Below are 5,826 nucleotides of genomic sequence, written 5' to 3' on the forward strand. Positions count from 1 at the left end.
GCCGTATGACAGCCCTGTACGCTTTGTTTCGTCTATGTATGGCTTGAACTTTTTCAGGAAGTCATAAGACGTCGGCACGCTGCCGGTCTGCGCGGCCCGGTTGTTTTGGCGCACTTGATTTCGCCTGTTCTGCGCTTCACGCCGAGCGATGGACCTATGCGTGGCGCAGTAGCAGGAGTGGTTGAACTCTGTTGACGTCGGCTCTGTGCAGCCGGGGTATTTACATATACGACTCATGTCGCCTGTCCTTTCAAGTATTTCAAGACCGCTTCTTTTGCCTCAATCCACCCATAACAGACCTGCGCTTGATATCCCTGCTCCAACAGTGAATTGATCCATCTGCGCTGATCTTCGCTCACCACACTGTTCTTGCGCCGTTTGAGTTCTATGTACAGACCGTGGTAATCGCCTCGGGCGACCGGCAAACATACATCCGGCACACCGCGTCTGACGCCCTCGGCGGTTAATCTGGCGGCCTCCGACTTATTCCTGTATCCACCGTTTGGAACGTGGTAGAGCATCCTCATTTCGGGATATCTGCAAGACATCACATCGGCCCATTGGAAAAGGCTTTGCTGCTCTTCACTTTCAAGCGGGATTAATTCTTTCATGTCATCCCCTCCAGCAGATCCGCAGCGGCGCGGAATAGTTTGGCCCGGTGTCCGTATTCGGGGGTTCCCCGAAGCTTCGCGAGTGCTTCATTTCGCAAAGCTTCAAAGCGGAGTGATTCGATTATGGCGTTAGTGGTCATTTCCGAGCACCTTGTTTCCCCTCTTCGGCGGTGCATAATTCTCCGACGTTTCGATAAATCTCATATGCGCTCCGTCGAACTTCATAATTACCACGCCTGTTTTCCCTCGTCTGTTTTTGGCTACCCTGCATCCGATTCGAACGGGAGCACCCTCTGCTGGGGATTCGTCCAACTGCCAGAGCAGAATCACCTTATTGGCGTCCTGTTCTATGTCTCCGCTCTCCCGTAAATCTCGGAGTTCCGGTTCTTGCTTTTCGCTTTTGTCTCGGTTAAGCTGAGATAAAACGACGATCGGAATCTTCAATTCTGCAGCCAGGATTTTAAGGCTATGCGTCATTTCTCCAATCTCAAGATAGCGTTTTTCATGTTTTTTTGAGCCTTGCATTAGTGACAAGTAATCGATAATGATAAGTTTCAAGTCCGGTATTGTTCTGGATAATGCCCTAACTATTGCCGGGGTTAAATGCGGATCATCGCATATCTCAAGGGGCAACCGGCTCGTATTATCGGAAACCTCTCCGATTGCTTTCCAATCCGCCGCCGTCAGGTTGCCGTCTATAAGCTTATCCATATCCAGTCTCGCATCCCGGGACACAAGCCTTTCGGATATTTCCTCCGCCGACATCTCCATGCTGCAGATAAGCGTCCTATGCCCGTTCTGCGCTGCGCTTTTAGCTATGTCCAGCCCGAGAGCGCTTTTTCCAACGCCCGGCCGAGCCGCAATGACTACGAGATTTCCGCCGCACAGGCCCTTTAGGATGCCGTCCAAGCGTGGGAATCCTGTATTGATGCGCAGTATGTTTCCTTTGCTTTGTCTTTCGCTGTACATGGATAAGAGCGCCTCTGATATCGTTTTTATGCGCTTTGTGCGATTGCCCTGTAGATACTCCTGACACAAACTGATAACGTCTCCGGCTACGGATTGCGGATCATCGCCGACAAGAGCCGTCTCAATTGATTCATGCAAGTAACGGAGCCCTGCGTATTTTCTTACGATGTTCGCGTACTCAAATGCGTTTGATGCCGTCACCGTCAGGTCGATTATCTCGCTTGCCAATTTCCCGGCCTTGGATTCGCCGAGATTCGTTTTCAGGATGTCGGCTGCTATCACCCCGTCGAACGCCTTACCGCGCTCCGAGGCGTCAACGGCTGCCTCAAATAACTGGCCCAATGCCGCTATGTAGAAATCTTCTGGTTCGAGTTTTGCTGCGATCCTCGGAATGAGCCTATTGTCAATCATGATGGAGCCAATAACGCTCATTTCCGCTTCCGCGCTGTGATTCTGAAATGGATTCATGTTTTCACCGCCTGTGCATAGAGAGTTGTAAACTTCTCTCTGAATTTTTTTCCTGATAAGATTCTTGAGTTCCAAAATTGATCCTCTTTGGCGAACGCGAGCACGTCGGCGATGAGCGGCCATGTCTTCTTATCGAGCCTGTGAACCTTGTCGAAGTCTTCCGCCCATCTTTGCATAGTTTCCTCGGATATTTTCTCCTCTGGCAAATTCTCCTCAATGGAATTTGCCAGATATTTAGCACATCGATACGCCTCGGATTCGTGAGTAAATATATTCTTTACATTCTTTACATTCTTACGATGTTGTTGGACGCTTGTTACTTGCTTGTTGGACGCTTGTTGATTGATTGTTGTCTCGTTTGTTTTTCCGCTTGCTGGCTCATCGTCGTCAACCTGAAATTTGTCCCATTTTGCAATGGTTACAACGGTAAACCGGCTTGTTGATTCGCATGTTATTTCGCCTGTTGATTTTAGCCTACTTAACGAAGTGCGCACGCTCTGCACTGACAACCCACTAGATTTTCCCAATGATGACAAACTTGTGATAATTTGGCCCGGCAAAATCGTCTGCCCATGCCACCGGGTTTGTCTAAAACTGGCCAAAAGAAGAAGGGTTATCCATAGTCTTGTTGTGTTCTGATCGTCCCACCACTCCCATTTAAGAAGGGCGCGATGCAGTTTTACGTAACCGTCTGGCAATAGGCTCACCGCCTGTAAATAAGATTTTGTTCATTCCACCCTGGGTAATGCGCTGCAAGGTAGTCCGCGAAAAACGCTCTCATTTCGTCTCTACGGTGCGTGTGGTCGTAGGTATCATGACATACGCGGCAGAGCGTCAAAACGTTCTGCTCAACTCCCAGGCCCCCATGAGAGCGCGGAATGAAGTGTGCCTCTGGAAAGGCTAAGTATGTACCGCCACAATAAACGCATTTGCGATCGTCACGATTCCATACGGCGTCTTTCACGGACTTCGGGATGGCGAGGGCTTTTGTCCGTTTGCTCATCGCCATTCTGTTTTTCCGCGTCCACTTCTACGTGAGCGCATTGGCGGCGTTGTTAATGCTTTTTCGTAGCTCCATCCAAGCGTTCTTACGCGTCGATGTATAGAACACAACGAGACTGTGCCCAGTTGCTCGCACCAGTCAGATAATGTTTTTGTCTGTTCGCCAATAGTGATTAAGTGATTTGATGCTGTATTGTGAGCCTGCTCTTTAGGCGTTGACCATCTGCAATTCGACGGCTCGTAATTACCGCCACCATCTATTCGGTCGATAGTTAGCTTATCTGAATATCCATGAGCTAAACTCCATGCCTCAAAAACGGTGAAGTCCTGCCATTCCGCGCAAACTGTTACGCCTTTCCCTCCCCAATATTGAAAACCAGAATAATTGGGGTTAGAACATCTTTGCCGCATATTTACCCAAATCGTGAATAATCGAGTTCCCGTTTTCCCGTGGGGCTTAGCAATGCACCCGCAGGATTTTACAGTTCCCGCTTTTATGGGCCTTGCACTCATGTCTTTTTCATTTCCACAATCGCATCTAAAGTGCCACATTACACTACCGCCTTGGTCCCTCTTTTCCGTTGGATAAAGGGCGGTCAGTTTGCCGTATCGTTTTCCTGTTATATCAATGAAATGTCCCATTATTTCCATTCTCCGATCATAAGACTTTGCTCGCGTTCGCTTATAACATCAATCCCAACAGATTTCGCGTCATCAATTACTCTTTGCAATAGATGGCTCATCTGTTTTGTGTCGTATACAGACGATCCGTGATAAGCAAAGACGAGTTTATATCCCGCTATCTTTGAATCGTCGGTAACGTCCGCAAACCACCCGATACCATGCCCGGCCCAAATTCGCTGGAACTCTTCGACGGCCTCGGACTTGATCGGCAACGGCGTATATTCGCCGCCCTCTCGGATATTGCGCCGGTAGACGTCCTCCTTTGAGATTCTGACGGCATCGGCGATCTTAGTGCAGAGTACCCATAGATATGAGTTTGCATCGAGTGAGCGCTTTTTCTTCGCTTTGACCAGTTCGTATTCTCCGGGCTCAAAACGATAGGCCAAACGGATTGCATCGGGCGCCAGAGTGGAGAGAACGAGCCGCCCGCCTTCATATTTTGCTGAATCGATTCGCATCAGGCCACCCCTTCCGTTTTAAGCATTTCGCTAGGTATTTCAGACGGGGAAGATATTCAGCATTAATCCATGCAGGATCGTATTCGATTGGATGGGTTGACAACCGGCAAGCATCGATTGGATTAAACCAGTTTGCATAGTCCGCCTCCATGAGGCGATATGCCTCGATAACCAACGGTTTTCGAGTGACAAACATTTCGGCTTGTGACTGCTGCCAATACGCTGCAGAGATTTTGAATTTCTCTTTAGAATAGGTTTTTACCTCATGGACAATCTTGTCTTCCCCGTCTAAGTTGACGCGAAGCCGGTACCGCCTAATCTTGATTTGTCTGTCGCGTCGCTTGACGCCAAGATAGTCAAGTATGCGGTGTTCGTATGCGGTACCGGACTGCATCGCCCGATTTGTAAAAGTGTTTCGTCTCAGTCCGAGCTTTTCAAGCCACCACCGAGAAAAGGTAATCGTTCCCCAATTGCTCATTATGATGTTGGTATCGCTTGCGCCGAACCACCCCGACCGATCATGGTTATGTATCATCTGGCCGTCAGCGCTTTTTCAAATGACGCGATCTGATCGAAGTATTTCATGAGCGTAGAAAGGCCTTTCTCGCTGATGCCAACAGCATCGCACAACTCGCGCTGACTAAAACCGCTTTTCTGCATTTTTGCGGTCATTAACTGTTCAATGCGCTCTTTAATCGCCAGGATATTATGCTTAGAAAGATCATCGTCTTTTGCAATGGAGTCCTCGTCCTTAAGCCAAAGATTGAACCCCAATCCCGTGAACACTGCTACGCCTTTCACGAAAGCTCTTGTCTGTGCGTTCCATACTCTTTGTTGGCTCATGGAGTTGTCTTTCACCGGGCTGCCGCCGTTCATCACCGGCGTTTGGTACTCAAATTCAAGGTCATCAATAACGACCCGGACGCGCACTTCGTAACAGCGATTTACAATTTCGTTTTTGTCCTTGAACTCAATGTCACTCATAAATAAGCTGCTGCCGTTTGCGTTGACACAGGGGGTGAAATAAACCTTCTCCGCACCGTTTTCGTGCAATAATTGCTTGCAAACCGCCCAAGGCAGATAACCCGCGCCGTCACGCTTTTCCGCATAAGGCGCTACATTGAGTTTTACGAGTTCGCTATAAGGTTTAAGTGACATAAGTTACCTTCTTTCTACGGTTTGGACTTCACATCCGAACCAATACGCCAGTTCATCCGTTGGCAACGCCGACACTTTAGCTCTAAAGCACTCGGGGCAAAGCGTCTCACATTTTTTGATGCCATGCCATGTGATTAGAAAATTATCGGGGCGTCCTTTTTCGTCCGTGTCGTCGCCAGATACTTCGTGCCCGCATCTAGCGGTGATATAGTCATCTTCTGGCGGCTCGTTGTGGGGCTCGGGGATATCGTTGTTCATTCCTGCGCCTCGACAATCTCTCCATCTTTGAGGGTGTACCATGTATCCGCTTTGATGGATTCGCCGTCGACGACAAATGCTTTCCATTCCTTGATCTCATAGTCGGAATCGTTCTCGACAGCTATAACCAGGATCGCGCCCAAGCCGCCTTTTGCTTTAACAGCGTTACCACGAACAAGGCCGGCGCCATTCTCCCCGACACTGACAGTCCCTCTTGA

General features: G+C 49.0%; 10 protein-coding genes. All 10 read right to left on the reverse strand.

The window, feature by feature from the left end; genetic code table 11:
* Positions 1-237: hypothetical protein (locus BUB60_RS20470; RefSeq protein ID WP_207650780.1), on the reverse strand; the 237-nt coding region annotated here is incomplete at its 3' end.
* Positions 234-611, reverse strand: coding sequence for a VRR-NUC domain-containing protein (locus BUB60_RS18695; RefSeq protein WP_073083030.1), 378 nt, complete (start codon positions 609-611; stop codon positions 234-236). The genes BUB60_RS18695 and BUB60_RS20470, both read right to left, overlap by 4 nt.
* Before the next feature lie 129 nt (positions 612-740).
* Positions 741-2,123, reverse strand: coding sequence for a replicative DNA helicase (locus tag BUB60_RS18700; protein ID WP_159435472.1), 1,383 nt, complete (start codon positions 2,121-2,123; stop codon positions 741-743).
* Positions 2,045-2,746, reverse strand: a complete 702-nt coding sequence (locus tag BUB60_RS20260) for a hypothetical protein (protein ID WP_073083034.1) — start codon at positions 2,744-2,746, stop codon at positions 2,045-2,047. The genes BUB60_RS18700 and BUB60_RS20260 overlap by 79 nt, the downstream gene beginning before the upstream one ends.
* A gap of 5 nt (positions 2,747-2,751) precedes the next feature.
* A complete protein-coding gene (locus tag BUB60_RS20905; RefSeq protein ID WP_073083036.1) occupies positions 2,752-3,057 on the reverse strand; it encodes an HNH endonuclease in 306 nt (101 codons plus the stop codon).
* A complete protein-coding gene (locus BUB60_RS19925; protein WP_073083038.1) occupies positions 3,048-3,692 on the reverse strand; it encodes a hypothetical protein in 645 nt (214 codons plus the stop codon). Before BUB60_RS19925 ends, BUB60_RS20905 begins: the two co-directional genes overlap by 10 nt.
* Positions 3,692-4,192, reverse strand: a complete 501-nt coding sequence (locus tag BUB60_RS18720) for a hypothetical protein (RefSeq protein ID WP_073083040.1) — start codon at positions 4,190-4,192, stop codon at positions 3,692-3,694. The genes BUB60_RS19925 and BUB60_RS18720 overlap by 1 nt, the downstream gene beginning before the upstream one ends.
* A gap of 531 nt (positions 4,193-4,723) precedes the next feature.
* Positions 4,724-5,350 carry a DUF1071 domain-containing protein gene (locus BUB60_RS18730; RefSeq protein ID WP_073083047.1) on the reverse strand — a complete coding sequence of 209 codons (627 nt, stop codon included), beginning with the start codon at positions 5,348-5,350 and terminating at the stop codon, positions 4,724-4,726.
* Between the two features lie 3 nt (positions 5,351-5,353).
* The gene (locus BUB60_RS18735; protein ID WP_073083051.1) at positions 5,354-5,608 is read right to left on the reverse strand and encodes a hypothetical protein; all 255 of its coding nucleotides are present in this window, start codon (positions 5,606-5,608) and stop codon (positions 5,354-5,356) included.
* The coding region (locus BUB60_RS20270; RefSeq protein ID WP_423242352.1) for a hypothetical protein at positions 5,605-5,826 on the reverse strand (222 nt) is incomplete at its 5' end. The genes BUB60_RS20270 and BUB60_RS18735, both read right to left, overlap by 4 nt.

This window comes from Sporobacter termitidis DSM 10068 (assembly GCF_900130065.1).
GTDB classification, from domain to species: Bacteria; Bacillota; Clostridia; order Oscillospirales; family Oscillospiraceae; genus Sporobacter; species Sporobacter termitidis.

Excerpts from the sequence above, each read along its gene's own strand:
- BUB60_RS19925 (WP_073083038.1), bottom strand. The coding sequence starts at position 3,692 with ATGGGACATTTCATTGATATAACAGGAAAACGATACGGCAAACTGACC.
- BUB60_RS18735 (WP_073083051.1), bottom strand. The coding sequence starts at position 5,608 with ATGAACAACGATATCCCCGAGCCCCACAACGAGCCGCCAGAAGATGAC.
- BUB60_RS18695 (WP_073083030.1), bottom strand. The coding sequence starts at position 611 with ATGAAAGAATTAATCCCGCTTGAAAGTGAAGAGCAGCAAAGCCTTTTC.
- BUB60_RS18720 (WP_073083040.1), bottom strand. The coding sequence starts at position 4,192 with ATGCGAATCGATTCAGCAAAATATGAAGGCGGGCGGCTCGTTCTCTCC.
- BUB60_RS18730 (WP_073083047.1), bottom strand. The coding sequence starts at position 5,350 with ATGTCACTTAAACCTTATAGCGAACTCGTAAAACTCAATGTAGCGCCT.
- BUB60_RS20905 (WP_073083036.1), bottom strand. The coding sequence starts at position 3,057 with ATGGCGATGAGCAAACGGACAAAAGCCCTCGCCATCCCGAAGTCCGTG.